Origin of the sequence: Streptomyces sp. NPDC056479 (genome assembly GCF_042795335.1) — a bacterium.
Lineage (GTDB): Bacteria > Actinomycetota > Actinomycetes > Streptomycetales > Streptomycetaceae > Streptomyces.
This window is the reverse complement of record NZ_JBHTRZ010000008.1, coordinates 523,812-549,475: the sequence shown is the minus strand read 5'-3', so window position 1 is coordinate 549,475 and position 25,664 is coordinate 523,812. Positions and strand designations below refer to the sequence as shown.

Annotated in this window: 22 protein-coding genes; 12 read left to right on the top strand and 10 right to left on the bottom strand. The window is 71.4% G+C overall.

Annotated features, from left to right (window positions below; translation table 11 throughout):
• From ACFQ6S_RS31515 to ACFQ6S_RS31505, 3 genes are all read right to left on the bottom strand, one after another.
• Positions 1 to 680 (bottom strand): biotin/lipoyl-containing protein (locus ACFQ6S_RS31515; RefSeq protein WP_383417219.1); only part of this gene is annotated, 680 nt, incomplete at its 3' end.
• Between the two features lie 59 nt (positions 681 to 739).
• Positions 740 to 2,128, bottom strand: coding sequence for a dihydrolipoyl dehydrogenase (lpdA, locus tag ACFQ6S_RS31510; protein ID WP_383417216.1), 1,389 nt, complete (start codon positions 2,126 to 2,128; stop codon positions 740 to 742).
• 244 nt (positions 2,129 to 2,372) lie between these two features.
• Positions 2,373 to 3,938, bottom strand: a complete 1,566-nt coding sequence (locus ACFQ6S_RS31505) for a leucyl aminopeptidase (RefSeq protein ID WP_383417213.1) — start codon at positions 3,936 to 3,938, stop codon at positions 2,373 to 2,375.
• Between the two features lie 353 nt (positions 3,939 to 4,291).
• Between ACFQ6S_RS31505 and ACFQ6S_RS31500 the strand changes: the two genes are divergently transcribed.
• The 4 genes from ACFQ6S_RS31500 to ACFQ6S_RS31485 all read left to right on the top strand — a co-directional run bounded on the left by ACFQ6S_RS31500 (position 4,292) and on the right by ACFQ6S_RS31485 (position 10,096).
• Positions 4,292 to 6,334, top strand: coding sequence for a hypothetical protein (locus ACFQ6S_RS31500; RefSeq protein ID WP_383417210.1), 2,043 nt, complete (start codon positions 4,292 to 4,294; stop codon positions 6,332 to 6,334).
• 143 nt (positions 6,335 to 6,477) lie between these two features.
• Entirely contained in the window at positions 6,478 to 7,998 is a 1,521-nt protein-coding gene (pelF, locus tag ACFQ6S_RS31495) for a GT4 family glycosyltransferase PelF (RefSeq protein WP_383417207.1), read from the top strand.
• Positions 7,995 to 9,449, top strand: a complete 1,455-nt coding sequence (locus ACFQ6S_RS31490; protein ID WP_383417204.1) for a hypothetical protein — start codon at positions 7,995 to 7,997, stop codon at positions 9,447 to 9,449. Before pelF ends, ACFQ6S_RS31490 begins: the two co-directional genes overlap by 4 nt.
• A complete protein-coding gene (locus ACFQ6S_RS31485; protein WP_383417201.1) occupies positions 9,446 to 10,096 on the top strand; it encodes a spherulation-specific family 4 protein in 651 nt (216 codons plus the stop codon). Before ACFQ6S_RS31490 ends, ACFQ6S_RS31485 begins: the two co-directional genes overlap by 4 nt.
• A gap of 15 nt (positions 10,097 to 10,111) precedes the next feature.
• Here ACFQ6S_RS31485 and ACFQ6S_RS31480 read toward each other — a convergent pair whose 3' ends face one another.
• Positions 10,112 to 10,891: an adenosylcobinamide-GDP ribazoletransferase gene (locus tag ACFQ6S_RS31480; protein ID WP_383417278.1), complete on the bottom strand. Its 780-nt coding sequence runs from the start codon at positions 10,889 to 10,891 to the stop codon at positions 10,112 to 10,114.
• A 73-nt stretch (positions 10,892 to 10,964) separates the two neighbouring features.
• Here ACFQ6S_RS31480 and ACFQ6S_RS31475 point away from each other — a divergent pair, with 73 nt between their 5' ends.
• Positions 10,965 to 11,729, top strand: coding sequence for a hypothetical protein (locus ACFQ6S_RS31475; protein ID WP_383417198.1), 765 nt, complete (start codon positions 10,965 to 10,967; stop codon positions 11,727 to 11,729).
• Here ACFQ6S_RS31475 and ACFQ6S_RS31470 read toward each other — a convergent pair.
• The gene (locus ACFQ6S_RS31470; RefSeq protein ID WP_383417196.1) at positions 11,669 to 12,373 is read right to left on the bottom strand and encodes a hypothetical protein; all 705 of its coding nucleotides are present in this window, start codon (positions 12,371 to 12,373) and stop codon (positions 11,669 to 11,671) included. The genes ACFQ6S_RS31475 and ACFQ6S_RS31470 overlap by 61 nt on opposite strands.
• 80 nt (positions 12,374 to 12,453) lie before the next feature.
• Positions 12,454 to 13,599 carry a nicotinate-nucleotide--dimethylbenzimidazole phosphoribosyltransferase gene (gene cobT, locus ACFQ6S_RS31465; protein ID WP_383417193.1) on the bottom strand — a complete coding sequence of 382 codons (1,146 nt, stop codon included), beginning with the start codon at positions 13,597 to 13,599 and terminating at the stop codon, positions 12,454 to 12,456.
• A gap of 215 nt (positions 13,600 to 13,814) precedes the next feature.
• On the opposite strand from cobT, the gene ACFQ6S_RS31460 reads away from it, so the two are divergent.
• Positions 13,815 to 14,621, top strand: a complete 807-nt coding sequence (locus tag ACFQ6S_RS31460) for a class I SAM-dependent methyltransferase (RefSeq protein WP_383417191.1) — start codon at positions 13,815 to 13,817, stop codon at positions 14,619 to 14,621.
• Positions 14,622 to 14,638: 17 nt separating this feature from the next.
• Here ACFQ6S_RS31460 and ACFQ6S_RS31455 read toward each other — a convergent pair whose 3' ends face one another.
• Positions 14,639 to 15,841, bottom strand: a complete 1,203-nt coding sequence (locus ACFQ6S_RS31455) for a bifunctional adenosylcobinamide kinase/adenosylcobinamide-phosphate guanylyltransferase (RefSeq protein WP_383417188.1) — start codon at positions 15,839 to 15,841, stop codon at positions 14,639 to 14,641.
• A 148-nt stretch (positions 15,842 to 15,989) separates the two neighbouring features.
• On the opposite strand from ACFQ6S_RS31455, the gene ACFQ6S_RS31450 reads away from it, so the two are divergent.
• Positions 15,990 to 16,202 (top strand): hypothetical protein, encoded by a 213-nt coding sequence (locus ACFQ6S_RS31450; protein WP_383417185.1) that lies wholly within the window; start codon positions 15,990 to 15,992, stop codon positions 16,200 to 16,202.
• Positions 16,203 to 16,241: 39 nt separating this feature from the next.
• Here the strand turns inward: ACFQ6S_RS31450 and ACFQ6S_RS31445 are convergent, their stop codons facing one another.
• The 3 genes from ACFQ6S_RS31445 to ACFQ6S_RS31435 all read right to left on the bottom strand — a co-directional run bounded on the left by ACFQ6S_RS31445 (position 16,242) and on the right by ACFQ6S_RS31435 (position 18,802).
• Positions 16,242 to 17,321: a S1C family serine protease gene (locus ACFQ6S_RS31445; protein WP_383417182.1), complete on the bottom strand. Its 1,080-nt coding sequence runs from the start codon at positions 17,319 to 17,321 to the stop codon at positions 16,242 to 16,244.
• 57 nt (positions 17,322 to 17,378) lie between these two features.
• The gene (locus tag ACFQ6S_RS31440) at positions 17,379 to 18,080 is read right to left on the bottom strand and encodes a class I SAM-dependent methyltransferase (RefSeq protein WP_383417275.1); all 702 of its coding nucleotides are present in this window, start codon (positions 18,078 to 18,080) and stop codon (positions 17,379 to 17,381) included.
• An 83-nt stretch (positions 18,081 to 18,163) separates the two neighbouring features.
• The gene (locus ACFQ6S_RS31435) at positions 18,164 to 18,802 is read right to left on the bottom strand and encodes a DUF3043 domain-containing protein (protein WP_383417272.1); all 639 of its coding nucleotides are present in this window, start codon (positions 18,800 to 18,802) and stop codon (positions 18,164 to 18,166) included.
• Between the two features lie 338 nt (positions 18,803 to 19,140).
• Between ACFQ6S_RS31435 and ACFQ6S_RS31430 the strand changes: the two genes are divergently transcribed.
• The 5 genes from ACFQ6S_RS31430 to ACFQ6S_RS31410 all read left to right on the top strand — a co-directional run bounded on the left by ACFQ6S_RS31430 (position 19,141) and on the right by ACFQ6S_RS31410 (position 25,574).
• Positions 19,141 to 19,908, top strand: coding sequence for a PspA/IM30 family protein (locus ACFQ6S_RS31430; protein ID WP_383417271.1), 768 nt, complete (start codon positions 19,141 to 19,143; stop codon positions 19,906 to 19,908).
• Positions 19,909 to 19,951: 43 nt separating this feature from the next.
• Entirely contained in the window at positions 19,952 to 20,230 is a 279-nt protein-coding gene (locus tag ACFQ6S_RS31425; RefSeq protein WP_383417269.1) for a hypothetical protein, read from the top strand.
• An 87-nt stretch (positions 20,231 to 20,317) separates the two neighbouring features.
• Positions 20,318 to 21,535: a sensor histidine kinase gene (locus ACFQ6S_RS31420; protein WP_383417179.1), complete on the top strand. Its 1,218-nt coding sequence runs from the start codon at positions 20,318 to 20,320 to the stop codon at positions 21,533 to 21,535.
• Between the two features lie 42 nt (positions 21,536 to 21,577).
• Positions 21,578 to 22,261 (top strand): response regulator, encoded by a 684-nt coding sequence (locus ACFQ6S_RS31415; RefSeq protein ID WP_383417177.1) that lies wholly within the window; start codon positions 21,578 to 21,580, stop codon positions 22,259 to 22,261.
• A 178-nt stretch (positions 22,262 to 22,439) separates the two neighbouring features.
• Positions 22,440 to 25,574, top strand: coding sequence for an efflux RND transporter permease subunit (locus tag ACFQ6S_RS31410; RefSeq protein WP_383417175.1), 3,135 nt, complete (start codon positions 22,440 to 22,442; stop codon positions 25,572 to 25,574).
• The last annotated feature ends 90 nt before the right edge of the window (positions 25,575 to 25,664 follow it).

Sequence of the window (25,664 nt, the reverse complement as noted above, 5' to 3'; positions counted from 1 at the left end):
GCGGGGGCGGGGGCCGGGGCAGCCGGGGCCGGGGCGGCCGCCGGAGCGGCACCCGCGACGCCGATGACGGCCAGCTTGGCGCCGACCTCGGCCGTCTCGTCCTCGCCGACCACGATCTCCAGCAGCGTGCCGGAGGTGGGGGCGGGGATCTCGGTGTCGACCTTGTCCGTCGACACCTCCAGCAGCGGCTCGTCGGCCTCGACGCTGTCACCGACCGACTTCAGCCAGCGGGTGACGGTGCCCTCGGTGACGGACTCGCCGAGCGCGGGCAGGACCACGTCCGTGCCCTCGGCGGAGCCGGCACCGGCGGCGGCCTCGGCGGTGGGCGCCGGGGCGGGAGCGGCCTGCTCGGTGGACGGAGCAGCGGCGGCCGGGGCCGGGGCGGGAGCCGCGGCGGGCTCGGGCTCGGCGGCGGGGGCCGGGGCGGCAGCGGGCGCGCCCGTGCCATCGTCGATCACGGCCAGCTCGGCGCCGACCTCGACCGTCTCGTCCTCGGCCACCTTGATGGAGGCCAGGACGCCGGCGGCCGGCGAGGGGATCTCTGTGTCGACCTTGTCGGTGGAGACCTCGAGCAGCGGCTCGTCGGCCTCGACGCGCTCACCCTCGGCCTTCAGCCAGCGGGTGACGGTGCCCTCGGTGACGCTCTCGCCGAGCGCCGGAAGGGTTACGGAAACCGCCATGGTTTCGGTTGCTCCTTACGAATTGCGGAAGTCTGAGTCGTCGCTTCGTCGACCGAGGGTCAGTCGTGCGCGTGCAGCGGCTTGCCGGCCAGGGCCAGGTGGGCCTCGCCGAGCGCCTCGTTCTGCGTCGGGTGGGCGTGGATGAGCTGGGCGACCTCGGCCGGCAGCGCCTCCCAGTTATAGATCAGCTGGGCTTCGCCGACCTGCTCGCCCATGCGGTCGCCGACCATGTGGACGCCGACCACGGCACCGTCCTTCACCTGGACGAGCTTGATCTCGCCCGCGGTGTTGAGGATCTTGCTCTTGCCGTTGCCCGCGAGGTTGTACTTCAGAGCGACGACCTTGTCCGCACCGTAGATCTCCTTGGCCTTGGCCTCGGTGATCCCGACGGAGGCGACCTCGGGGTGGCAGTACGTCACCCGCGGGACACCGTCGTAGTCGATCGGAACGGTCTTCAGACCGGCCAGACGCTCCGCAACCAGGATGCCCTCGGCGAAGCCGACGTGCGCGAGCTGGAGCGTCGGGACCAGGTCACCGACGGCGGAGATGGTCGGGACGTTGGTCCGCATGTACTCGTCGACGAGGACGTAGCCGCGGTCCATGGCGACGCTGGCCTCCTCGTAGCCGAGGCCGGCGGAGACCGGGCCACGGCCGACGGCGACCAGCAGGACCTCGGCCTCGAACTCCTTGCCGTCGGCGAGGGTGATCTTGACGCCGTCGGCGGTGTACTCGGCCTTCTGGAAGAAGGTGCCCAGGTTGAACTTGATGCCGCGCTTGCGGAACGCGCGCTCAAGAAGCTTCGAGGAGTTCTCGTCCTCGACCGGGACGAGGTGCTTCAGACCCTCGACGACGGTGACGTCCGCACCGAAGGACTTCCAGGCGGAGGCGAACTCGACGCCGATGACGCCGCCGCCCAGGATGATCGCGGACTTGGGCACACGGTCCAGGACGAGGGCGTGGTCCGAGGAGATGATCCGGTTGCCGTCGATCTCCAGGCCCGGCAGCGACTTCGGCACGGAGCCGGTCGCCAGCAGGACGTGGCGGCCCTGGACACGCCGGCCGTTCACGTCGACGGAGGTGGGGGAGGACAGGCGGCCCTCACCCTCGATGTACGTCACCTTGCGGGAGGCGACGAGACCCTGCAGGCCCTTGTACAGACCGGCGATCACGCCGTCCTTGTACTTGTGGACCCCGGCGATGTCGATGCCCTCGAATGAGGCCTTCACACCGAACTGCTCGCTCTCGCGGGCCTGGTCGGCGATCTCGCCCGCGTGGAGCAGGGCCTTGGTGGGGATGCAACCCCGGTGCAGGCAGGTGCCGCCGACCTTGTCCTTCTCGATCAGGGCGACGTCCAGGCCCAGCTGCGCCCCGCGCAGGGCCGCGGCGTAACCACCGCTACCACCGCCGAGGATCACTAGGTCGAAAACGGTGCTGGCGTCGTTCGCCACGTCACGTCCTCCATGCATGTGCGCCGTACGCCGGTCAGCGTTGACCGGGCGGCGGCTGGTGTCCGGCCGCTCTTTCTTCGGCCCTGTGGTGGGGGCCCTGTCCTGCCGAGCCCCATCTTCGCACTTGTCCACACCGAACGAGACGCCGGGCCGGTGTGTGAGACGTCCCACGTTCGGCGGAGCGGGCATGGAAGAGGGGGCTCCGCCCTACCCGCGCGCGGAGCCCCCTCACTCGGAATCGACGTCAGCCCAGGTCCCCGGCCGCCGTCAGTTCGGCCAGCCGCACCAGCGTTCGCACCGCGCTGCCGGTGCCGCCCTTCGGCGTGTACCCGAAGGCCCCGCTCTCGTTGAACGCGGGACCCGCGATGTCCAGGTGCGCCCAGGTGATCCCTTCGCCCACGAACTCCCGCAGGAAGAGACCGGCGACCAGCCCGCCGCCCATCCGCTCACCCATGTTCGCGATGTCGGCGGTCGGTGAGTCCATGCCCTTGCGCAGGTGCTCGGGCAGCGGCATCGGCCAGGACGCCTCGCCGACCTCCTCGGCCGCCTCCACCACCGCGGAGCGGAACGCGTCGTCGTTGGCCATCACACCGAACGTGCGGTTGCCGAGCGCCAGCACCATCGCCCCGGTCAGCGTCGCCACGTCCACGATGGCGTCCGGCTTCTCCTGGGAGGCCGCCCACAGGGCGTCCGCCAGCACCAGCCGCCCCTCGGCGTCGGTGTTGAGCACCTCCACGGTCTTGCCGCTGAGCATGTGCAGCACGTCGCCCGGGCGCACCGCGGACCCCGACGGCATGTTCTCGGCGAGCGCCAGCCAGCCGGTGATGTTCACCTGCAGCCCGAGCCGCGCGGCGGCGACGACGGCGGCGAACACGGCCGCCGCCCCGCTCATGTCGCACTTCATCGTCTCGTTGTGCCCGGCCGGCTTCAGCGAGATGCCGCCCGAGTCGTAGGTGATGCCCTTGCCGACCAGGGCGAGGTGCTTGTCCGCCTTGGAGTGCGTGTACGTCAGCTTCACCAGCCGCGGGCCCGCCGCCGAGCCGGAGCCGACGCCGAGGATGCCGCCGTAGCCGCCCTTGGTCAGCGCCTTCTCGTCGAGCACCTGCACCTTGATGCCGTGCTCCTTGCCGGCCGCCGTGGCGATCGCGGCGAAGGACTCGGGGTTGAGGTCGTTGGGCGGGGTGTTGATCAGGTCGCGGGCGCGGTTGAGCTCCTCGGAGACGGCGGTGGCGCGCTCGATCGCGGCCTTGTGCTCCTTGTCGCGGGGCTTGGTGCCGAGCAGCGCGGCCTCGGCGAGGGGAGCCTTGCCGTTCTTCTTGCCCTGGGCGCCGCGGCCGGACTGGGCGTCCTTGCCGTTGTCCTTGTAGACGTCGAAGGAGTACGCCCCGAGCAGCACGCCCTCGGCGACGGCACCGATGTCACCGGAGTCGCCCAGCGGCAGCGCGAACGCGGCCTTCTTGGAGCCGGAGAGGGCGCGGGCGGCGACACCGGCGGCCTTGCGCAGCGCCTCGCCGTCCCAGGCTCCGTCCTTGGTGTCCTCGGGCGCGGCGCCCAGCCCCACCGCCACCACGAGCGGGGTCTTGAAGCCGGCGGGTGCGGGGAGCTTCGTCACCTCGCCCTCGGCGCCGGAGGCACCGAGGGTCTCCAGGACGCCGGCGAGCTTGCCGTCGTAGGCCTTGTCCACGGCTTCGGCGCCGGGCGCGACGACCAGTCCGCCGGACTTGGACACGGCGCCCTTGGCGACACCGATCACGATCGCGTCGGCTCGCAGGCCGGGCGCCGCGGCGGTGCTGAGAGTGAGAGCAGTCACGGTGGTGAAATCTCGCTTCCGATGTGAAGTTGCGATGGCCGAATAGTGTGGGTCGACCGGGCCCGACGGCCGACCCTAGTTCCGACCTATGGGTGCGGTGGCAGCGGGGCCTTCCCCGGTACGGCGAACACTCGGGATGAGCCTACGCTCGCGTGAGCGTTCGCTCATTCTTTCGGGCGTTCACCTGTCGGTGGCGTCGCGGCCATTTCTTGATTCCCGCCCCCGGTGAGCTGAGTCACACTCGTCTGGTTCCGGCGAGCTTCCCGCTTGCCGCTTTGCATGATTTCCACGGATCCTCCGCCGATTCACCACATGCGGTCACAAGAGGATCTTCTGGGGGGAAGGGACAACCAATGGCGCACACCGCGCACAGACGGAGAAACCACAGAAACGCGGCCGCCGTACTGGCGGCCGCCGGTCTGCTGACACTGGGCCTGTCGGTGCCCGGCGCCGCGGCCGCCGAGGAACCGCGCGTCGATCTCAGGGTGCTGGTGGTGGACAACGGCGACGGCCCCGTCCAGGCCATCACCGCTCAGTTGCGGAGCACCGGCATCCCGTACACCACCGTCGACCTGAACGACGCGAACCGCCCGGCCATCACGTCCGCGTTCCTCAGCGACACCGTGGGCGGCAGGCCCCGAGCCAGGTTCCAGGGCGTCGTCCTGCCCAACGAGGCGCCCTTCGGCGCGGGTTCGGCCGAGCAGACCGCGCTGGAGGGCTACGAGCGGACCTACGGCATCCCGCAGGTCGACGCCTACACCTGGGCCCACCCGGGCGTCGGCCTCGACTACACCAGCGAGGGCGGCTGGGCGGGCACCCTGGACGGGCAGGAGCCCTCGGTCACCACCCAGGGCAGGGCCGGGTACTTCGGCTATCTCGACGGCGCCTTCGACTTCGAGGACAACGACCCGTCCGTATCGGAGAGTTACGGCTACATCGCCCGGCCCCGCACGGGCTTCACCAGCTACGTCGACGTCCCCGTGCCGGGCGGCTCCGGGCGTGGCAGCCTGGTCGGCGAGTACAGCCACGACGGGCGCCGCGAGCTGGTGGTGACCTTCGCGTACAACCAGTACCAGCAGCAGTTCCGCGTCCTCGCCCGCGGCATCGTCGAATGGCTGACCCAGGGCATCCACCTCGGTCAGGCCCGCAACTACTTCGCGGTGCACGTCGACGACGTCTTCGCGCCCGACGCCCGCTGGGACACCGAGCGCAACTGCACGCCCGGCGACATCGACTGCGTGGGCGGCGGCGGCGAGGAGGCCGCGCCGATCCGGATGACCGCCGCGGACGCGGTGTACGCCGCCCAGTGGCAGCGGGACCACGGCTTCAAGCTGGACATGGTCTACAACGCCGGCTCCGGCGAGGAGTGGAAGAGCGAGAACGGCGGCACCGACGCCCTCACCGACCGGCTGCTCGCGGACCGCACGCAGTACCGCTGGATCAACCACACCTACACGCACCCGTTCCTCGGCTGTGTCCAGGACACCTCGACCGTGCCATGGAGCTGCGCGAAGAACGCAGGCGGCTCGACGCAGTACATGAGCCGCTCGGAGATCTCGGCGCAGATCAGGAACAACCACAACTGGGGTGTGAGCAAGGGGCTCCCGCTCGACCGCACGGAACTCGTGACCGGCGAGCACTCGGGCCTGAAGACCCTGCCGCAGCAGCCGGCCGACAACCCCAACCTGGCCGGCGCCCTCGCCGACAACGGGGTCAAGTGGATCGCCTCGGACAACTCCCGTGAGCCCGCGCAGCGTTCGGCCGGCGCCGCGCTCACCGTGCCCCGGTACCCGATGAACGTGTACTACAACACGGGCACCGAGGCGGAGATGGCCGACGAGTACAACTGGATCTACACCTCGACGGCCGACGGCGGCAGCGGGATCTGCGCGACCAACCCCGCCTCCACCTGCCTGGACGAACCGCTGGACACCGCCACCGGATACGACGACCACATCGTGCCGCAGGAGGCCCGCATCGCCCTCGGGCACGCCGTCTCCAACGACCCGCGTCCGCACTACGCCCACCAGTCCAACCTGGCCGAGGACCGCATCCTCTACCCGGTGCTGGACAAGGTGCTCGCCGACTACCAGGCCCTCTTCGCCGCCGACACGCCGGTGGAGAACCTCGCGCAGAGCGCCATCGGCACCGAGCTCCAGCGCCGTACCGCCTGGCAGAACGCCGTCGCGAACGGCTCCGTCACGGCGTACCGCATCGGCAGGACCGTCACCGTCAACGCCCCCTCCGGGACACAGATCCCGGTGACCGCACCGGAAGGCACCGTCAAGCAACTCCTGCTCGGCACCTCCGCGTTCGGGACGCCGTACGCGGGCAAGCGCTCGGGGTGGACCACGCCGGGGCTGCTGCAGTCGGCGGTCACGCTCAGGCTGCCGTAGCAACAACGCCTTGAGGGGCGCGGGGCTGTATTTGATCTGCGGCTGCCGCCGCGTGGGCGCGACCAGCCACGACGCGGCGGCAGCCGGGGTCGGACGGCAGTTCCCCGCACATCATCCGCACATCAGGGGGGAGCCGCGCAGCGATGCGCACGGGCCGTCGTGTCACCATGCTCACAGAAGGCACCTATCCGCATGTCCACGGCGGCGTCAGCACCTGGTGCGACCAGCTCGTCAAGGGCATGCCGGAGGTCGACTTCCATATCGTCTCGCTCACCGGAACGGGCCGCGAACCCGTCACCTGGGAGCTGCCGCCGAATGTCCAGCGGCACACCTCCGTACCCACCTGGGGTCCGCGTCCGGGTCGCAAACGAGCGCCGTACGGCCGGGCCCGTCGCCGTTTCACCGACTCCTACGAACGTTTCCTGCTCTCCTTCCTGGACCCCGAGGCCCACTGCGACTTCGGCGAGGCGCTGGACGAGCTGACCGAACTCGCCCGCGACGGACGTCTGCCGGCGGCGCTGCGCACCGAGTCGGCGCTCAGGTCGCTGATGTGGATCTGGACGATGCCGCATCTGCCGACCGCGGCCGCCCGCCCCACCGTGCACGACGCCCTGACCGCGACCGACCTGCTGGAACACGCGCTGCGTCCCCTCGGGATCCGCGTCCCCGAGGACTCCGTCGTCCACGCCGTCAGCAGCGGCCTCGCGACCCTCCCGGCGCTGGCCGCCCGCAGGCTGGACGGCGTCCCCTTCCTCCTCACCGAGCACGGCATCTACCTGCGCGAGCGCTACCTCGGCTATCGCGGCGAGGCCCAGCGCTGGCCCGTGAAGGCGTTCATGCTCGGCTTCTACCGCGCGCTGAACTCGCACGGGTACCGCACCGCCGACCTGATCACCCCGTGCAACCAGTACAACCGCCGCTGGGAGGAGCGCGGCGGCGCCGACGCCGACAAGATCCGCACCGTCTACAACGGCGTCGACCCGCATGCCTTCCCGCACGCCGGGCCCGAGCCCGACGTCCCCACCCTCACCTGGTGCGGCCGCGTCGACCCCATCAAGGACCTGGAGACCCTGCTGCGGGCCTACGCCATGATCCGCGCCGAACTCCCCGAGACCAGGCTGCGGTTGTTCGGCCCGGTCCCGCCCGGCGGCGAGGCCTACCGCACCAGGCTGGAGAAGCTCGCCGCCGAACTCGGCGTGACGGACGGCCTGACCTTCGAGGGCCGGATCAGCGAGGTCTGGCGCGCCTACGGCGCCGGTCACCTCGTGATGCTGTCGTCGATCTCCGAGGGCTTCCCCTTCTCCATCATCGAGGCCATGTCCTGCGGCCGTACGACGGTCTCGACGGACGTCGGGGGAGTGCGCGAGGCCGTCGGCGACACCGGCCTCGTCGTCCCGCCGCGCGAACCGGAGAAGATGGCCGCGGCCGCCCTGACCCTCCTCCGCGACGACGAACGGCGTCTGGAACTGGGCGAGTTGTCCCGTCAGCGGGTGATCGACCGGTTCACGCTGCGCCGCTCCGTGGACAATTTCCGGACGATCTACCAGGAGCTCGCGGGCAGCTCCGAGGTGTACGAGCCCACGCTGGAGACGGTCACCGACTGGACCGTCGAACTGCGCGACCCCTGGTACGAGAAGGTCGCGACGGACGGAACGGGCTGGTGAGCGGAAGCATCCGGATGCCGCCCGGCTCCCGCCCGGACACCCTGCCCGCGATCCCGCGCCCGCGCACCAGACCCGGCTGGGCCCAGGCCGACCCCATCGACGAACTCGCCGCCCGCCTCGACGACTTCACGGCCGCCGCCGTCCACCCGGACGAGATAGCCGCGCTGCTGGAGTCCGACGGCTTGTCGGACGACCAGATACGCGAGCGCTACGGCGTGAAGAACTCCTTCGCCCTCGCCGAGGAGTTGTACGAACGGGTCGAGCGCCGCCACCCGGAACCGGACGGCCCGGTCCACGACCCGTGGCGGGTGGGTCTGCTGGGCTGTCTGCTGCGCGGCGTGGTCTTCGCGCTCCCGGGCCTCGGCTACGTCCTCGGCGCTCCCCTGCTCGCCGGCCCGAGGGACGACTTCGGCCTCCCGGCGGGCACGGTCCCCATGCTGGCCGGAGCCCTGGTCGGCTGGACCTGGAATCAAGGGCTCGCGCATCGGGCGTACTCCTGGCTGGGGTTGGGTGATCGATCGGCGGCCCGCCGCTCACTTCTGTTCGGCGCACCGCTGGGTGCCCTGCTGGGGTCCCTGGTCGCGTTCGCCGTGGCCGGCCCCGGCCATCCGGCGGCCCCGGCCTTCGCCGCCGGTCAGTCCTGCTACCTGGGCGCGGCCACGGTCCTGTTGGTCATGGGCCGGGAACGGGCCCTACTGGTGGCTCTGCTGCCCATGGCGGCGGGCGCGGTCGTGGCGTTGGCCCACTCCGTACCGGACGCTGTGCGACTGACCCTGCTGTTGGGGTCACTGACGGTGGTGGCCGTCCTCGGCCTACGCGAGGTAGCGCCGCGCAAGGGGCGCGGGGCCGCACACGGAACCCGCAGCCGATCGGCCACAAGCGGCCCCCCACTCATCGGCTCCCTCCCGCACGCCCTCTTCGGCCTGGCCACCGGCGTCCTCGTCCTGTACACCGCCCTCGGGGACTCGCTCACCGACGACGGGACCGGCCTGGTCGCCCTCACCCTCAGCATGGGCCCCGCCGAATGGCTGCTGTACCGCTTCCGCAGCGACAGCCTCGCGGGCCTGCGCTCCAGCAGCACAACGAGGGCGTTCCGGCGGACGACGCTGCTCACGGTCGTGAAGTGCCTCGCCGGCTACCTGGCCGCCCTGCTCGCGCTCGGCCTCGCCCCGGCGGCCCTGTGGCCCCAGGGCCCCGGAATCTCCGGCGTCCGCCTCGCCGGGCTGCTCCTGCTGGGTGTGGTCCTGTGGACGGGCCTGCTGCTCCAGTCCTTCGGCGCGGTGCTCGGTGCGACGACGGTCTGCTGTGTGGCGGCCCTCGCCCAGACCTTGGCCCTGGTGACCCACACCGGCAGCCCGCACTGGATCGGCCCGATCGTCCAGGGGACTGCGGCCGTGGCCCTGGCCGCCCTGGTCTGCGGCCTGTTGGGGAGAGCGACCGCCCACCGATGACCGACCTGCTGATCCCCTACTACGAGCACCCGTCCGTCCGCCCCGCCGAATGGAACGCGATCATCGCGGCCGCGCCCTGCCTGTACGGAGTCGTACTGAACCCGGCCGGCGGCCCCGGCGAGACGCCCGACCCGGCGTTCGCCGAGGTCGCGGCCCGGCTGCGGAACGCCGAGGTGAGGGTGCTCGGCTATACCGACACCGACTACGGCCGCCGACCGTACGCAGACGTCGTACGCGACATCGCGCGGCACCGCCACTGGTACCGCGCGGACGGCGTCTTCCTCGACCAGGTCGCCGCGAACCGCGAGGAGTTCGCGCACTGCCAACGGCTCGCGACGGCGGCGTGGGGCGCCGGCTGCGGCACCCTCGCGCTGAACCACGGCACGACCCCCGACCCGTGTTACGCCAGGATCGCGGACCTGCTGGTCACCTTCGAGGGAACCTGGAAGTCGTACAGAACCCTCGCCCCGCGGGAGTGGCGCGGCGCCGGGGGAGTGCGACTGTGCCACCTGGTGTACGGCGTCCCGGCAGGCGTAGACCTGACGGAGCAGGCGCGGTCGCGCGGCGCCTCGGTGCACTGCGCGGTACCGGGCACGGGCGCTCATCCGTGGGGCACGCTGCCGTACGGCGTGGAGCCCCTGCGGTGAGTCGGTTCGCTCCGGTCAGCCCAGGGCCAGCACGACGAGCGCGGTCGTCGCCGACGTCTCCGCGAGGCCGCCGAAGACATCACCGGTGACACCGCCGAAGCGGCGGACGCAGTGCCGCAGGAGCAGTTCGGCGACGGCGAGCGCGGCGAGCACCGCGAGGGCGGTGCGGACGATGTCGTCCGTCCCGAGCGGCGCCCCCGCCGCGGCGGCGACGCCGGTCACGGTCAGCGCGACGGCCAGCGCGCCCCGTACCGGAACCACCCCGGCCACTGCGGCTCCCAGCCCCTCCGGCCGGGCCGCGGGCACGCCGGTCCGGGCGGCGAGGGTGAGGGCGAGGCGGGCGGCGACGGCCGAGACGAGCGTCGCGAGCGCGCCCCGGGCCCAAGAGTCGTCGTACAGCTGCGACAGCGCCGCCACCTGCGCGAGCAGGACGAACAACAGGGTGATCACGCCGAACGGCCCGATGTCCGACTGCTTCATGATCCGCAGCGCGTCCTCGGCGGGCTTGCCGCTGCCGAGCCCGTCGGCGGTGTCGGCGAGCCCGTCGAGATGCAGCCCCCGGGTGAGCACGGCGGGGACGGCGGCGGCCGCGACGGCGGCGAGCAGGGAACCGGCACCGAGGACGAGCAGGACCAGGGCGAGGGCGGCGGCACCGCAGCCCAGCACCACCCCCACGAGCGGGGCACACAGCATCCCGCCGCGCGCTGCCTGCCGGTCCCAGCGGCTCACCTTGACGGGGAGGACGCTCAGGGTGCCGAAGGCGAAGCGGAGGCCGTGCAGCGGCGGCGGGGTCATGGACACGGCGGCAGACTAGCTCGGACGTCGTACCCGCCAGGCAGCCCACCCCCGTCGGGAACACACTGAGAACATGGGTGACTGGTGGCAGCGCAACATCATCGAACCGGGCAAACTCCCGCTGCTCCTGGCCCTGGCCGCCTTCGTGGTCACGTTCGTGGTCACCCGCGTCATCACCCGCCTCATCCGGGCCGGCAAAGGGCCCTTCCGCAACATCGAGACCGGCTCCGTCCACATCCACCATGTCGTCCCCGGGATCGTCCTCACGATCATCGGCGGCTTCTGCGCGGTCGCCGGCGGGCAGCGCGGCTTCGGCTCGGCCACGGCCGCCGTGATCTTCGGGGTCGGGGCGGGCCTGGTCATGGACGAGTTCGCACTGATCCTGCATCTCGACGACGTCTACTGGACCGAGGCCGGCCGCAAGAGCGTCGAGGTCGTCGTGCTCACCGCCGCCCTCGTCGGCCTGCTCCTCCTCGGCTACGCGCCCTTCGGGGTGAACGACCTGAACGACAACGAGATGCAGAACCGCGGGACGGTGCTCGCCACGATCGCCGGAAACTTCCTCCTGGCCCTGATCGCCCTCGCCAAGGGCAAGGCCCGCGTCGCGATCTTCGGGGTGATCATCCCCTTCATCGCCCTGTTCGGTGCGATCCGGCTGGCCCGCCCCACCTCGCCCTGGGCGAAACGCTTCTACCGTCGCCGCCCGCGTGCCCGAGCCAAGGCCCAGTTGCGCGCCTACCACCACGACCGGCGCTGGGTCGGCCCCAGCCGCAAATTTCAGGACTGGATCGGCGGCGCGCCCGACGTGGCCCCGGACCGGGCCCTGGAACGCCGCTGACGCACCGCAGCCAGCGCGCACAGCACCAGTACCGCCGCGATGGCCGCCAGGTGCTCCTTGCCGGCGAGGTTCCCCTTCAGCGCGACCTCGAGCACCATCGCCACGATCACCACTGCGGCCGTGACATACGCGCCGTAGCGCCAGCCGAGGAAGACGGCGAGGCCCACCACCGCGGCCGACGGCCCCGTGTCCACGACCCGCGCGTCGGAGGCGGGCAGCCCGAAGGGGTTGTCCGGGCCGAGCGCGATGCCCACGCGTGCGTAGAGGGTTCCGGCGAGGGTGGCGACATAGGCGATGAGGAGCGTCCGCCACCAGCCGAGGCACATCTCGGCGATCCCGAACACGAGCAGGATCTGCGCCAGCGCACCCCACACCGGCAGATCGAGGGCGGGCACGAACAGGGAGAGCGGCGTGCGCAGGAGCGCCAGCCACAGGGGGTCCTCGGCGCGCACGGCCCCGAGGTCCTGGACGACCGGGTATCCCCAGGACTGGTTCTGCACGGCCTGCGTGAGCCCGGTCAGGCAGACGGCCCCGACGGTCATGGGCGCGGCCCGCCACCGCCGCGTCACCAACGCCTCTCGCACGGCGAGATACAACGCCCCCCACTCGGCACGGGCCCAGCGGCCGAGGGTGTCAACGCTCACGAAGGTTGATCTTATGGGCGTATGTCCGTATTTTCCCGCCGTGACGGTGTAGTCCGGCGGCGCCGAACCACCCGCGCCCCCTACTCGGCCTCGGCCGCCCCCGTCGGCTCCGCCGTCTCCACCGTCTCGGTGTCGTTCGGCTCCTCCGGCTTCTCCGGCTCCTCCGGCTTCTCCGGCTCCTGCGGCTTCTCCGTCAGCTCCGCGGCCAGTGCCGCGGCCGCCTGTACCAGCGGCAGGGCCAGCAGCCCCCCGGCGCCTTCGCCGACCCTCACGCCCTGGTCGAGCACCGGCTCCAGGGCCATCCGGTCCAGCGCCTTCGCCTGGCCCGGCTCCCCGCTGTCGTGCGCCGCCAGCCACCAGTCCGGCGCCCGGAACGCGACCCGCTGGCCCACCAGCGCACAGGCGGCGACCACGACCCCGTCCAGTACGACCGGCATCTTCCGCACCGCACTCTGCAGCAGGAACCCGGTGATCGCGGCGAGGTCGGCACCGCCCACCGTCGCGAGCAGCTGCAGCTGGTCGCCGAGTACGGGCCGGGCCCGACGCAGCGCGTCCCGGATCGCCGCGCACTTGCGCATCCACGTCAGGTCGTCGATGGCCAGGCCGCCCCGCCCGGTCACCACGGACGCGTCCGTACCGCACAGCGCCGCGACCAGTACCCCCGCCGCCGTGGTCCCTCCGACGCTCACATCGCCGAGCACCACCAGATCCGTACCGGAGTCGGCCTCCTCGTCGGCCACCGCCACGCCGGTCCGGAAAGCGGCCTCGGCCTCCTCGGCCGTCAGTGCGTCCTCGACGTCGATACGACCGCTGCCGCGCCGCACCCGATGCCGTACCACCGTCTCCGGCAGTGACTCCGGGTCGCAGTCCAGCGCCATGTCGACCACCCGCACCGGGATCCCGAGCCGCCGCGCGAGCACGGACACGGGCCGGCCGCCCTCGAGGATCTCCCGCACCAACTCCCCGGCACCGCCCGCGGGCCGCGCCGACACGCCCAGCTCGGCAATGCCGTGGTCACCGGCGAACAGGACGACCCGCGGCTGTTCGATCGGCCGCACCGGAACCGCGGACTGCGCCGCCGCCAGCCACTCGCCCAGTTCGTCGAGGCGGCCCAGCGCCCCGGGCGGCACGATCTGACGCTCACGGCGCGCCTCGGCATCGCGGCGCACCCCACCGTCGGGGCGCTCGATCAGATCAGTGAAGTCGTCGAGATTAAGCGAGCTCATTCGCCGAACAGTACCGGCACCGGTCGAACAGAGCGGCGCCACATGGCCACCACCGGCTGCGCCACGTCACCCCCGTTTCCATGCGACGTCGTTGCACCCAAGATCGCCATCCCATACGTTCCGTTTTGCAGTGGATTGTCGGGGCATGCTCGCACCGTCTCGCACCGCCATCGCCGTACGCCCCAGCCGTACGCCCCCACGCCCGGGAGCCGCCCATGACCGCGACCGCATCCTCCGAACGCCCGCACGCCGTCTGCGCGTTCACCCTCACCCCGTGCCGGGAGCACACCTACGTCCCCCGTCACCTGGGGCTCACCCGGCGGGGGCCACGCCGGCTCAGAGCCGCGGCCCGCACGGCGCTCGCCTTCCCGGAGCCGGAGAGCTGGCTGGATGTGGGCACGGGATACGCCCGCTTCCCGGAGACGGCGAAGGAGCTCTTCCCGTACACGTCGTTCGACGGCCTGGACCCGACCTACCGCGTCCTGCACGGGCGCGTGGCCGAGCGCGTGGAGGAGGCCCATGTCGGCGGCCTCAGCGACCGGCGCATCACGGCCCGGCTGCGCGGCCGCTACGACATCGTCAGCATGTTCCGCCACCTGGAACACGCCCGCGACCCCCGCGAGGAACTCCGCGCCGCCCTCACCGTCCTGCGCCCGGGCGGCCACCTCCTGCTCGAACTGCCCGACCCCCACTGCCTGTTCGCCGCACTGCTCGGCAGACTGTGGGTCCCGCACAGCCCTCCGGGCCATCTGCACCTGCTGCCCATGGACACCCTGTGCGAGGAACTGCGGGCCCAGGGCTGCACGATCGTCTCGACGGACCGCCGGGCCGCGCACATCCCCTACGACATCGCGGCCGCGACCTCACTGGTGGTGTCACACCTGCTGCCGTCCCTGCTGTCGAGCCTGGGCGCGCCCCTGGTGGCCGTGGCCTGGGCGCTGGACCACCTCCTGGCCCCGTTCCTCCGCCACACCCGCTTCTCCAACGCCTACAGAGTCATCGCCCGCAAGGAACCGGCCTGAGGTTCGGCGCGGCACTCTCATCCGCGAAGCACCAGCGCCTGCCCCGCCACAACGAGAACCACCTGCTCGCACTCATTCGCGAACGCGGCGTTCAACCGCCCGAGCTCATCGCGGTACCGCCGTCCCGAAGCTGTGGCAGGCACAATCCCCGACCCCACCTCGTTGGACACGGCGACCACGGTCCGCCGCGTCTGACGGACCGCCTCCGTCAGCTCCCGCACCCGCTCCCGCAGCGCCTTCTCCCCGCCGTCGGCCCACACCGCGTCGTCCCACGCCCCGACGGAGTCCATCGCGTCCGTCAGCCACAAGGACAGACAGTCGATCAGCAACGGCGCCCCACCCTCGGAGAGAAGCGGCACCAGGTCGCACGTCTCGGTCGTACGCCATGACCCCGGCCGCCGCTCCCGGTGCAGGGCGACCCGCGCCGCCCACTCGCTGTCGCCGCCCCGCGTGCCTCCGGTCGCGACGTACAGCACGTCCGGAAAGGCCTCCAGCCGCCGCTCCGCCTCGACCGACTTCCCGGACCGGGCGCCGCCCAGCACCAGGGTCCGCCGCGGCACGTCCGGCACGTCCTCGTACGCCCCCACCACCAGCGTCGTCCCGTCCGGCACCGCCCGCGCGCCCGCCGCGGCCAGCCGCCGCCGCAATTCGCCGCCCGGCGGCGCGTCATGGTCCAGATGGACGGCGATGACATCCGTAGTCGGCCCGACGGCCCCGACCGCCCGCAGCTTGGCCACGGCGTCCGGCCGCCCCACGACGTCGGCGACCACCATGTCGTACATCCCGACGGCCCCGTTCTCCAGCCCGGCCGGCGCACCCCCCGGCGGCAGATAGAGCAGCCGCTGCCCGTCCGGCCCGGTCACCGCGTACCCCGTGCCCGGCGCGTCCATCGCCACCGCCCGCACCCGGTGTCCCGTCAGCAGCGCCAACTCCCGCCCGTCCGGCACCCGCCCGGGCTGCGGCACCCCCGCCGGCACCTCCACGGCGGGCCCGTTGTGCGGATGCGACAGCAGCACCTGCTGTACGGCCCCCAGCGAACGCCCGGCCCGCGCCGCGGCGAACGCCGCCCCGGGCGTCAGATCGAGCAGCAGCGCCCCGTCCACGAGCAACGCGGTCGCCGCCCGCGCCTCGTCACCGAGGGCACTGGCACACGCCGCGCAGGGACAGTCGGGGCGGGGGAGTCCCGCGGGGGCACCGGTGCCGAGGAGAGTAAGTTCCACGGGACCGATTTTCGCGTGTCCTGCAGGTCTCGCGCTCCCCCACTCCCGACTTCGTTCGAGCGGAGGGACCCCCGCGACTAGGCTCAGGAGAGGAGCCGGACCTCGATCCGGCTTTCACTGTGCATGTGCTGAGACCTTGGAGGCGTACATGGCGGCATGGACGTGGCGGTTCGAGAAGGCCGACGGGGCGGAGGTCCAGCCCGCGGTGCAGCCCGAGGAGTTCACCACCCAGGGCGACGCCGAGTCCTGGATCGGGGAGCACTGGAAGGCGCTGCTCGAGGGCGGTGTGGACCAGGTACGGCTGTTCGAGGACGCCGCGGAGATCTATGGGCCGATGAGCCTGAGCGCCGCGGAGGCGTAGTCACCCGGGCGAGGGTCGACCGGCCCTCGCCCGCCCCCGTCACTGCTCACCCAGCGTCACATCAGCCTTCTTCTCACTGCCGTCGCGGGTGTACGTCACCGTCGTCCGGTCCCCCGGCTTGTCGGCGGCCAGCGCCTCGGACAACGAGGTGATGGTGGTGATGTCCGTGTCCCCCAGTCGGGTGATGATGTCCCCGGACTCCAGACCGGCCTTGTCGGCCGCCCCGCCCGACTGCACCTCGACCACGGCCACACCCGCGGCCCGGAGGTCGTCGTTCACGACCGTACGGCCGGTGATGCCCAGCGCCGCCCGACCCGAGTCGGTCACTCTGCCGTCCTGGACGATCTGGTCGGCGATCGTCTTCACCGTCGACGCGGGGATCGCGAACCCGATGCCGGGCGCCGCGCTGCCGCCCAGGTCGGGGTCGGTGGCGGCGAGAGTCGGCACGCCGATCACCTCGCTGTCGAGGTTCACCAGTGCGCCGCCGCTGTTGCCGGGGTTGATGGCCGCCGAGGTCTGCACCATGTTGGCGATCGTCGCGCCCGTACCGCCGTCGTCACTGCCCTCGGTGACGGTCCGTCCGGTCGCCGAGACGATGCCCTGCGTCACGCTGGACGACAGCCCGAGCGGCGAGCCCATCGCCAGCACGATCTGCCCGACCTCGGCCTTCGAGGAGTCCCCGAACTTCGCCGCCCGCAGCCCGTCCGGCGGGTCGGCCAGCTTGATGACGGCGAGGTCCTGCTGCGGGTAGGAGGAGACGAGGTCGGCGGTGAACTGTTTCTCGCTGTTGGCGGTCGTCACGGTGAAGGTCTTCTCGTCACCGACGACATGCGCGTTGGTGACGATGTGCCCCTGGTCGTCGTAGACCACGCCCGAACCCAGGTCGCTCTGGCCCTGGATCTGCACGACCGACGGCAGCACGTCCTTGATCACCTTCAGATAGCCGTCCTGAAGATCGTCGGCCGCTCCGACCGTCCTCGGCACGACGGCCTGCGTCGTCGCGTCCTCCTTCTCGCGCGTGGACGAGGAGGACGAACAGGCGCAGAGGAGGCCGAGGCAGCAGACGAGGGCGATGGCCGTGACGGCCGAACACCGGGCACGCAAGCGGCGAGCATCCATGCCCCGAGTCTCGCCGCGGGGCCGGGGGTCCGGCGCGTACTGCTCACCCGAACGGGATCAGCCGCGCACCCCGCACAGATGCAGCAGCGCCGCCACGCTGCGATAGGGGTCCGTCTTCCCGGCGCGCTCCTCGACGGCCAGCAAAGCCTCGAGGTCCGCCGGGATCTCCGCCCCGTCGGCCGCCGTGTCGGTGAACGCCCGCACCCCGTACCAGGCGTGCAGGGGCGCCCCGATCCCCGCGAGGGTCGCGGTCAGGTCGGACAACCGGTCGGCCCGTACGTCCAGGCCCAGCCGGTTGCGATAGGCGGTCGTGTCGAAGGCCGACAGAGCCGCCACCCAGTCCCCGGACAGTCCGGGCCGCATGGCGAGCGCGTCGCCGTTGCGGACGAGGAGGGAGAGCAGTCCGCCCGGGGCGAGCATCCGGGCCAGCCCGGCCAGCATCGGATCGGGCTCGTCGATGTACATCAGCACCCCGTGGCACAGCACGAGGTCGAAGCTGCCCGGCAGAAAATGGACGCCGGTGTCCCGCCCGTCGCTCTGGACCAGGCGCACCCGCTCCCGGATCCCCTCCGGCTCGGCGGCCAGCTCCTCGCGGGCCGCCGCGATCATTCTGGGGTCCTGCTCGACACCGGTCACCTGGTGCCCGGCCCGGGCCAGGCGCAGCGCCTGGGTGCCCTGGCCCATCCCCACGTCGAGCACACGCAACCGCTGCCCGACCGGGAACCGCCCGGCTATCTGCTCGTCGAGCTGGCGGGCCACCAGCTCCTGCCGTACGACATCACGCAACCCACCCAGCCTGCTGAGCCACGCGTCGGCCGCACCCCCGGAGAAAGCCGCAGCGCTCAGGGCCGCTCTCCACGCTTGACCTGCGGCTTGGGCAGCCGGAGCCGGCGCATCTGGAGGGAACGCATCAGCGCGTAGGCGACGGCGCCGCGCTTGTTGTCGTCGGGGAAGCGCTCGGCGAGCCGCTTCTTCAGGCGGACACCGGTGACGACCGAGTCGAGCACGATGAGCACGATCACGATCAGCCACAGCAGCAGCGCGATGTTCTGCAACGCAGGCACCTGCACCATGCTCAGCACGAGGATGACCACGGCCATCGGCAGGAAGAACTCCGCGATGTTGAAGCGCGAGTCGATGAAGTCACGCGCGAACTTGCGGGCCGGACCCTTGTCACGGGCCGGCAGATACCGCTCGTCGCCCCCGGCGAGTGCCTTGCGCTGACGCTCCAGGGCGGCCCGGCGCTCCTCTCGCCCGCGCTTGGCGGCATCCTTGCGCGTCGTCGACGTGTTGGCCACGCTGCGACGCTGCGACTGGGCCTCACTGCGCTTGGGCGTGGGGCGGCCCTTCGGGGCCTCGGGGTGACGGGTCTGAGTGGAGTCGGTCACCAGCGCCTTGTCGGCGGCCTGGGCCTTCTCTTCCTTGGCACGGCTACGGAACACAAAACCCAAGGGTACGGGGTGCCAGGGGTTGGACCCCAGCCCCGTGGGGAACGATCCGGCAACACCAGTCGTCGTAGGGGGACAGAGGGGACGTTGCAGACGGTTCGTCCGGCGGTCACGGGGGAGGCACTCGGGCGGCACCGGGTGGTCACCATGAGCTCACCCATGAGCTCGCTCATGAGGCCCCCGGGAGTCACCTACTCCTTACGCCGGAGCGGGAACGTCAGCAGTCGTCCTTGGGGATGAGCGCATCCGTCCCCGAACAGTGCGTCAATGGATGCAGGGCCCGTACTGTGGGTTCTGTCGCAGGTGCTGGAGTGGAGTCCGTCAGAAGGGGGCGCGCGAAGCCCATGAGCGGTGTCATGAAGCGTATGGGGATGATCTTCCGCGCGAAGGCGAACAAGGCCCTTGACCGGGCCGAGGACCCGCGCGAGACCCTCGATTACTCGTACCAGAAGCAGCTGGAGCTGCTCCAGAAGGTCCGCCGCGGAGTGGCCGACGTGGCCACCTCCCGCAAGCGCCTGGAGCTCCAGCTCAACCAGCTCCAGTCGCAGTCGTCCAAGCTGGAGGACCAGGGCCGCAAGGCGCTCGCGCTCGGTCGCGAGGACCTGGCCCGCGAGGCGCTGTCGCGCCGCGCCGCCCTCCAGCAGCAGGTGACCGACCTGGAGACCCAGCACGCGACCCTGCAGGGCGAGGAGGAGAAGCTCACCCTCGCGGCGCAGCGCCTCCAGGCCAAGGTCGACGCCTTCCGCACCAAGAAGGAGACGATCAAGGCCACGTACACCGCGGCCCAGGCCCAGACCCGGATCGGCGAGGCCTTCTCCGGCATCTCCGAGGAGATGGGCGACGTCGGCCTGGCGATCCAGCGGGCGGAGGACAAGACGGCCCAGCTCCAGGCCCGTGCGGGAGCCATCGACGAGCTCCTCGCCTCCGGCGCCCTGGACGACCAGTCCGGCATGCACAAGGACGACATCCAGGCCGAGCTGGACCGGCTCTCCGGTGGTACGGATGTAGAGCTGGAGCTGCAGCGCATGAAGGCGGAGCTGGCGGGAGGCTCCTCGTCGCAGCAGGCGATCGAGGGCGGCTCCGGTGAGCCCAAGTCCCAGCAGCAGCCGCAGGACACCCCGCGCTTCGACAAGCAGTAGCCGACGGGCCGGGGCCCACGCCTAGGAGGGCGCGATGGGCGACATGATCGTCCGGATCATGGGTGAGGGGCAGGTGAAGCTGTCCGACAGCCACCTGCCCGAGCTGAACAAGCTCGACGACGAGTTCCTCGCGGAAATGGAGAACGGCGACGGCCCCGGCTTCCGCCGCACCCTCACCGCTCTCCTGTCCAAGGTCCGCGACCTGGGCGAGCCGCTGCCGGACGACTCCCTGGAACCGTCGGAACTGATCCTGCCGTCGCCGGACGCCACCTTGGAGGAGGTCCGGGAGCTGCTGAGAGACGACGGCCTGATCCCGGGGTGAGCCCTGCCGACACCGGGCACCCGACGTGAGAAACCTCCAGTTCGACCCCGTTCCAAGCCCCGCGGGTACGCCGTACCGTAATCAACCGTGAGCACCCTCGAACGCGCCCGGCGACACCTCAAGGCGCACCCCCTGGCGCTGGACGCGGCATTGGCGGTGGGTGTGCTCGCCTGCATGGTGGCCGGCTCGTTCGTCGACCCGCACGGGAAGAACGGGGTCACCTGGGCCCTGCGCACCCCGGACGTGCTCAGCCTTGTGCTCATCACCCTCGGCTCCGCCGCCCTGGTCTTCCGCCGCCGCGCTCCCATCACGGTGCTCGCCCTCACCGGCGCCGTCTCCCTCGTGGAGTCCGTCACCGGGGACCCCCGCGCCCCCGTCGCCATGTCCGCGGTGATCGCCCTCTACACCGTCGCCTCCACCACCGACCGCACCACCACCTGGCGGGTCGGCCTGCTCACCATCACCGTCCTGACCGGCTCCGCGATGCTCGCCGGCCCCCTGCCCTGGTACGCCCAGGAGAACCTCGCCATCTTCGCCTGGACCGGCATCGGCGCCACCGCCGGTGACGCGGTCCGCAGCCGCCGGGCCGTCGTCCAGGCCATCCGCGAGCGTGCCGAGCGAGCCGAGCGCACCCGCGAGGAGGAGGCCCGGCGCCGCGTCGCCGAGGAGCGCCTGCGGATCGCCCGGGACCTGCACGACGTCGTCGCCCACCACATCGCCCTGGTCAATGTGCAGGCCGGCGTCGCCGCCCACGTCATGGACAAGCGCCCCGACCAGGCCAAGGAAGCCCTCGCCCACGTACGCGAGGCCAGTCGCTCCGCGCTCAACGAACTGCGCGCCACCGTCGGCCTGCTCCGCCAGTCCGGCGACCCCGAGGCCCCCACCGAACCGGCCCCCGGCCTCGAGCGCCTCGACGAACTCGCGGGCACCTTCCGCAGCGCCGGCCTGCAGGTCCAGGTCGCCCGCGCCGACCAGGGCGCCACGCTCCCCGCCGCAGTCGACCTGGCCGCCTACCGGGTCATCCAGGAGGCCCTCACCAATGTGCAGAAGCACGCGGGCCCGGAGGCCAAGGCCGAGGTCAGCGTCGTCCGGGTGGGCCCGAACGTCGAGATCACCGTCCTCGACGACGGCGCCGGCGAGGACGACACGATCGACGGCGGCGGCCACGGCCTGCTCGGCATGCGCGAGCGCGTCACCGCCCTGCGCGGCACCCTCACCACCGGCCCCCGCTACGGAGGCGGCTTCCGCGTCCATGCGATCCTGCCGCTCAAGAGCCGCACGCGTGCCGCTGAGGAAGCCGTCTGACGGCCGAGGACGCGGTACGCCCATGACAGACGAGGACCCCGCATGACCATCCGCGTCCTGCTCGCCGACGACCAGGCCCTCCTGCGCAGCGCCTTCCGGGTGCTGGTCGACTCCGAGTCCGACATGGAGGTCGTGGGCGAGGCGTCCGACGGGGCGGAGGCGGTGCGGCTGGCCAAGGAGCAGCGCGCGGACGTCGTGCTGATGGACATCCGGATGCCCGGTACCGACGGCCTCGCCGCGACCCGCATGATCAGCGCCGACCCGGCCCTCGCCTATGTCCGCGTCGTCATACTGACCACCTTCGAGGTCGACGACTACGTCGTGCAGTCGCTGCGCGCCGGTGCCTCCGGCTTCCTCGGCAAGGGCTCCGAACCCGACGAACTCCTCAGCGCCATCCGCATCGCGGCCGGCGGCGAAGCGCTGCTGTCCCCGGCCGCCACCAAGGGGCTGATCGCGCGTTTCCTCGCCCAGGGCGACGGCGCGGACGACGACCGGGACCCGGCCCGCGCCGAGCGGCTCGGCGCCCTCACCGGCCGGGAGCGCGAGGTCCTGGTCCAGGTCGCCGGCGGGCACTCCAACGACGAGATCGCCGAGCGCCTGGAGGTCAGCCCGCTGACCGTGAAGACGCACGTCAACCGGGCCATGTCCAAGCTCGGCGCCCGTGACCGGGCCCAGCTCGTGGTGATCGCGTACGAGTCCGGCCTGGTACGTCCAAGGGTGGAGTGAGCTCGACCGCGTGTACTGCGCCCGGAGTATGCGCCGTATAAGGAAATGGTCCTGGGGCCTGGGAAAAACGGCTCTCCGATGGCTCAGGGTGTAGGGGCGGGCGCTCACTTGTGCGCCACAGACGCCCCTGCCACGTCCGCTGCCCACTTCTGCCGCTCCAGAAGAGAGACCCTGACCCATGTCCTGGCTGTCCCGAATCAGCCTCGCCCAACGTGCCCTGATAGGCCTGATGTCGATCATCGCGATCGCCTTCGGTGCCATCGCGATACCTCAGCTCAAGCAGCAGCTGCTGCCCTCCATCGAACTGCCCATGGTGTCCGTGCTGGCGCCGTACCAGGGCGCCTCGCCGGACGTGGTCGAGAAGCAGGTCGTCGAGCCGATCGAGGACAGCCTCGAGGCCGTCGACGGCATCACCGGCGTCACCTCCACGGCCAGCGAGGGCAATGCCGTGATCATGGCGTCCTTCGACTACGGCCCCGACACCCAGCAGCTCGTCTCCGACGTCCAGCAGGCCGTCAACCGGGCCCGAGTCCAGCTGCCGGACGATGTGGACCCGCAGGTCATCGCCGGTTCCACGGACGACATCCCGACCGTCGTCCTCGCCGTCACCTCCGGCAAGGACCAGCAGGCCCTCGCCGACCGGATCGACCGGACCATCGTCCCGGACCTGAAGGACATCGACGGCGTCGGCCAGGTCACCGTCGACGGCGTACGCGACCTCCAGGTCACCGTCACTCCGAACGACGCGAAGCTGGCGGACGCGGGCCTGACCTCGGCTGCGATCTCCCAGGCCCTCCAGGCGGGCGGCGCCACCGTCCCGGCGGGCTCCTTCGACGAGGACGGCGACAACCGCACCGTCCAGGTCGGCGGCGGATTCACCTCGGTCCAGCAGATCGAGGACCTCATGATCACCGGCGAGGGCGCTTCCGCGAAGAAGCCGGTCCGCCTCGGTGCCGTCGCCACGGTCGAGCAGGAGCAGGCCCCGGCCGACTCCATCACCCGCACCGACGGCAAGCCGTCCCTCGCGGTCGCGGTCACGATGGACCGTGACGGCAGTGCGGTCGCCATCTCGGACGCCGTCGAGGACAAGCTCGCGGAGATGCGGAGGGATCTCGGCTCGGACGCCACGGTCACCGTGGTCAGCGACCAGGGCCCGGCGGTGAAGAAGTCCATCGACGGTCTGACGACGGAGGGCGCGCTCGGTCTGCTCTTCGCGGTGCTGATCATCCTGGTCTTCCTCGCGTCGATCCGCTCGACGCTGGTGACGGCGGTCAGCATCCCGCTCTCCGTCGTGCTGGCCCTGATCGTGCTGTGGACGCGGGACCTCTCGCTCAACATGCTCACGCTCGGCGCCCTCACCATCGCCATCGGCCGGGTCGTCGACGACTCGATCGTGGTCCTGGAGAACATCAAGCGGCACCTCGGCTACGGCGAGGAGCGCGAGGACGCCATCCTCAAGGCGGTCCGCGAGGTGGCCGGCGCGGTGACGTCGTCGACACTCACCACGGTGGCCGTGTTCCTGCCGATCGGCCTGGTCGGTGGCATGGTGGGCCAGCTGTTCGGCTCGTTCAGCCTGACGGTGACGGCCGCGCTGCTGGCGTCGCTGCTGGTGTCCCTGACGGTCGTACCGGTGCTGTCGTACTGGTTCCTGCGCGCGCCGAAGGGCACCCCCGAGGACGCCGACGAGGCTCGCCGGATCGCCGAGGAGAAGGAGGCGAAGAGCAGGCTTCAGCGCATCTACGTCCCCGTCCTGCGGTTCGCGACGCGCCGCCGGCTGACCAGTGTGCTGCTCGCGATCGTCATCCTCGTCGGCACGTTCGGCATGGCGCCGCTGCTGAAGACGAACTTCTTCGACCAGGGCGAGCAGGAAGTCCTCACGGTCAAGCAGGAGTTGAAGCCGGGCACCAGCCTCGCGGCGACCGACGAGCAGGCGAAGAAGGTCGAGCAGCTGCTCGCCGGCACCAAGGGCGTGAAGGACTACCAGGTCACGATCGGCTCGTCCGGTTTCATGGCGGCCTTCGGCGGCGGTACCGACACCAACCAGGCGTCGTACCAGGTGATGCTGGAGGACTCGGCGTCCTACGACGACGTCCAGGACCGTATCGAGTCCGGCCTGAAGAAGCTGGACGGCATCGGCACCACCACGATCGCCGCCGGTGACGGCTTCGGCGCCCAGGACCTGAGCGTCGTCGTGAAGGCGGCCGACGGGGACGTGCTGCGCAAGGCGTCCGAGCAGGTCCGCGAGGCGGTGGCCGGACTGGACGACGTCACCGACGTCACCAGCGACCTGGCGCAGAGCGTGCCGCGCATCTCGGTCAGGGCCAACGACAAGGCGGCCGCGGCCGGCTTCAACGACCAGACGCTCGGCCTGGCGGTGGCCCAGGCGGTCCGTGGCAACACGGCGGCCCAGGCGACCCTCGACGACACCGAGCGGGACGTCGTCATCAAGTCGGCGAAGCCGGCGACGACCCTGAAGCAGCTTCAGGACCTGCGGCTGGGCCCGGTGAAGCTGGGTGACATCGCGGACGTGAAGCTGGTGGACGGCCCGGTCTCGATGACCCGGATCGACGGTCAGCGGGCGGCCACGATCAGCGCGAAGCCGACCGGTGACAACACCGGCGCGGTGAGCGCGGACCTCCAGTCCAAGATCAACCAGCTGACGCTCCCGGCGGGTGCTACGGCCTCGATCGGCGGTGTCTCCGAGGACCAGGACGAGGCGTTCGTCAACCTGGGCCTGGCGATGCTGGCGGCCATCGCCATCGTCTTCATGCTGCTGGTGGCGACGTTCCGCTCCCTGGTCCAGCCGCTGATCCTGCTCGTCTCGATCCCGTTCGCGGCGACGGGCGCGATCGGCCTCCTGATCGCGACCGGCACCCCGATGGGCGTCCCCGCGATGATCGGCATGCTGATGCTGATCGGCATCGTGGTGACGAACGCGATCGTGCTGATCGACCTGATCAACCAGTACCGCAAGCAGGGTTACGGCGTCGTGGAGGCGGTGATCGAGGGCGGCCGGCACCGTCTGCGCCCCATCCTGATGACCGCACTGGCGACGATCTTCGCCCTGCTGCCCATGGCGCTGGGAGTCACCGGCGAGGGCGGCTTCATCGCCCAGCCACTGGCCGTGGTGGTGATCGGCGGTCTGATCACCTCGACCCTGCTGACCCTGCTCCTCGTCCCGACGCTCTACGCGATGCTGGAGCTCCGCAAGGAGCGCCGGGCGAAGAAGCGGGCGGCCAAGCGGGCGAAGAAGGCCGGCACCCAGGCCGAGCCGACGCCGGCATCGGACGAGCCGGAACCCGCGTCGGTCTGAATCGCGCCACCCGTGGCCGATTGACCCACCACGGCCGGGTCCCGAACCGCGAAGCGCGGTTCGGGACCCGGCCGTCGCCGTTTCCCCGTT

What these genes read in the sequence shown, in the direction of transcription:
- ACFQ6S_RS31500 (WP_383417210.1), top strand. Translation starts at nt 4,292, where the DNA reads ATGGCGCACACCGCGCACAGACGGAGAAACCACAGAAACGCGGCCGCC.
- pelF (WP_383417207.1), top strand. Translation starts at nt 6,478, where the DNA reads ATGCGCACGGGCCGTCGTGTCACCATGCTCACAGAAGGCACCTATCCG.
- ACFQ6S_RS31485 (WP_383417201.1), top strand. Translation starts at nt 9,446, where the DNA reads ATGACCGACCTGCTGATCCCCTACTACGAGCACCCGTCCGTCCGCCCC.
- ACFQ6S_RS31480 (WP_383417278.1), bottom strand. Translation starts at nt 10,891, where the DNA reads ATGACCCCGCCGCCGCTGCACGGCCTCCGCTTCGCCTTCGGCACCCTG.
- ACFQ6S_RS31475 (WP_383417198.1), top strand. Translation starts at nt 10,965, where the DNA reads ATGGGTGACTGGTGGCAGCGCAACATCATCGAACCGGGCAAACTCCCG.
- cobT (WP_383417193.1), bottom strand. Translation starts at nt 13,599, where the DNA reads ATGAGCTCGCTTAATCTCGACGACTTCACTGATCTGATCGAGCGCCCC.
- ACFQ6S_RS31460 (WP_383417191.1), top strand. Translation starts at nt 13,815, where the DNA reads ATGACCGCGACCGCATCCTCCGAACGCCCGCACGCCGTCTGCGCGTTC.
- ACFQ6S_RS31450 (WP_383417185.1), top strand. Translation starts at nt 15,990, where the DNA reads ATGGCGGCATGGACGTGGCGGTTCGAGAAGGCCGACGGGGCGGAGGTC.
- ACFQ6S_RS31445 (WP_383417182.1), bottom strand. Translation starts at nt 17,321, where the DNA reads ATGGATGCTCGCCGCTTGCGTGCCCGGTGTTCGGCCGTCACGGCCATC.
- ACFQ6S_RS31430 (WP_383417271.1), top strand. Translation starts at nt 19,141, where the DNA reads ATGATCTTCCGCGCGAAGGCGAACAAGGCCCTTGACCGGGCCGAGGAC.
- ACFQ6S_RS31425 (WP_383417269.1), top strand. Translation starts at nt 19,952, where the DNA reads ATGATCGTCCGGATCATGGGTGAGGGGCAGGTGAAGCTGTCCGACAGC.
- ACFQ6S_RS31415 (WP_383417177.1), top strand. Translation starts at nt 21,578, where the DNA reads ATGACCATCCGCGTCCTGCTCGCCGACGACCAGGCCCTCCTGCGCAGC.
- ACFQ6S_RS31410 (WP_383417175.1), top strand. Translation starts at nt 22,440, where the DNA reads ATGTCCTGGCTGTCCCGAATCAGCCTCGCCCAACGTGCCCTGATAGGC.